We start from the raw sequence: 1962 nt of genomic DNA, 5'->3' as shown, positions 1-1962 counted from the left end.
CCGCGATCGCCGTCCGTGGATCCCAGGCGCTGGTGCCGTCGGGGCGCGTCGGCGGCCCCCATCGAATGCCCGACGACCACGATCGATCCGGCGGTCCCGGGAGCCCCTGGTCCGGCGGCCACGATGGCCGCATCGAGGGCGGCGAGCGCCGGGCGGATGCGTTCCTCGTACGTCGTGGCCGGGTTGTGCAACGGCAGGTCCGGTGCCACCACCCGATGTCCCCGCGCCCGCAGTTCCGCTCCGAGGGGCTCCCAGCACGTGGCGTCGTGCCAGGCTCCGTGCAGCAGGCAGAACAGAGCCACGACCCGAGGCTATCCAGCCGGTGGCTCGCGCGCGGGTCCCACGGTCCGCCTCGCAACCCACGGTCCGCCTCGCAACCCACGGTCGCCGCCTTTCTCGAGGCGGGCCGCAGGCTTCCGGCAAACTACCGGACGCGATGAGTCTGACCACGATCATTCCCCTTCTCACGACGGACCGGCTCGTCCTGCGGCCCATCCACAACGACGACGTCGCCGGCTACACCGAGATCTGGTCCGATCCCGAGTTCACCCGCTACTTCCACCGGCCGACCGACCCGGACGGCGTCTGGCATGCCCTGGCCGGCTGCATGGGCTGCTGGATGCTGACCGGCGTGGGTCCGTGGTCGGTCGTCGAGAAGGCGAGCGGGCAGCTCGTCGGCCAGGCGGGGCTGTGGACCGAACCCGGGTGGCCGGGCGTCGAGGCCGTCTGGTTCCTGCGCCGGGACCGCTGGGGGCGCGGCTATGCCACCGAGGCCGCCACCGCGGCACTGACCTGGGTGTTCGCCCAGCGCCCCGACCTCACCGAGGTCGTCTCGGCCATCGTCCCGGCCAACACCGCGTCCGTCCGGGTCGCCGAACGCCTCGGCATGACGTACGTCCGCAGCGAGTTCCTCCACGACGAGGCCCATGCCGTCTACGCGGTCAGCCGGGCCGGCTGGATCACCCCGACCACTCGACGGCAGGCTTACGGATAATCCGCGACGGACCCAGTCGTTATGCTGCGGGCATGACCGCCATGGCGCCCTCCCGCGCCGGACCAGACCTGTCGTTCCTGCTGGACCGCGCCGGCCATGCCCTGCGGACCCGGATGGCGGCCGCGCTCGCCGAGATCGGTCTCACCGCACGCATGCACTGCGTGCTGGTGCATGCCCTGGAGGAGGAGCGCACCCAGATCCAGCTCGCCGAGATCGGCGACATGGACAAGACGACGATGGTGGTCACCGTCGACGCCCTGGAGAAGGCCGGCCTCGCCGAACGTCGGCCCTCCGCCAGGGACCGGCGGGCTCGGATCATCGCGGTCACCGAGGAGGGCGCGCGGATCGCCGCGCGGAGCCAGGAGATCGTCGATCGGGTCCACGAGGAGGCGTTGGCGGCGCTTCCCACCGAGGAGCGGGAGGTCTTCCCGCGGGCGATGAACCGCCTGGTCGAGGGGCATCTGGCCGGACCGGCGGAGAGCCCTCAGCCGGTCCGGCGGGCCCGCCAGCGGGCTCAGTAGCCACGAGGTAGCCACGAGGTAGCCACGAGAAGGATCGTCTACCACAGACTCGTCTATTGCGGTCCTATCTACTACGGTCCCTTCTGTTGCCTCACCCGACAGGAGAGTCCGTGTCCGCTGCCCCCACGCCCGCCACGCCTTCCACCGCCGCCGTACCCTCCACCCGCGCCACGCCCGCCAGGCGTTCCGCGCCACGGTCGCGCTGGCTCGCCCTCGGCGTGCTCGCCACCAGCATGCTGACGATCATTCTGGACGGCAGCGTCGTGACCGTGGCGATGCCGGCCATCCAGAGCGACCTGGGCTTCTCACCCGTGGGCCTTAGCTGGGTCGTCAACGCCTACGCAAGTAGTACGTTATAGCATCATCGTATGGAATTTCCTTCGTTGCTCCCCTTGCCCGAATGGCCCGATGCCGAGCCGGCCCTGTGGTACGGCCGGATGTCCGATG

At 70.6% G+C, this 1962-nt stretch carries 3 protein-coding genes and 1 pseudogene; 3 read left to right on the top strand and 1 reads right to left on the bottom strand.

All coding sequences use genetic code 11. The features are described from left to right. Nucleotides 1-302: alpha/beta fold hydrolase (locus ACY45C_RS19520; protein WP_462189014.1), on the bottom strand; the 302-nt coding region annotated here is incomplete at its 3' end. 134 nt (nt 303-436) lie between these two features. Between ACY45C_RS19520 and ACY45C_RS19515 the strand changes: the two genes are divergently transcribed. From ACY45C_RS19515 to ACY45C_RS19505, 3 genes and pseudogenes are all read left to right on the top strand, one after another. Beyond that, a complete protein-coding gene (locus ACY45C_RS19515) occupies nt 437-994 on the top strand; it encodes a GNAT family N-acetyltransferase (RefSeq protein WP_462189013.1) in 558 nt (185 codons plus the stop codon). Nucleotides 995-1026: 32 nt separating this feature from the next. Further along, on the top strand, nt 1027-1515 hold the full coding sequence (locus tag ACY45C_RS19510; protein ID WP_462189012.1) for a MarR family winged helix-turn-helix transcriptional regulator: 489 nt from the start codon (nt 1027-1029) through the stop codon (nt 1513-1515). A 110-nt stretch (nt 1516-1625) separates the two neighbouring features. Beyond that, nucleotides 1626-1856: pseudogene (locus tag ACY45C_RS19505) on the top strand (MFS transporter); the annotation flags it as partial. Nucleotides 1857-1962: the final 106 nt, after the last annotated feature.

It is taken from the genome of Frankia sp. CcWB2 (genome assembly GCF_977927585.1).
Note: the sequence above shows the minus strand (reverse complement) of the source record. Positions and strands in the feature narration are given on the sequence as shown.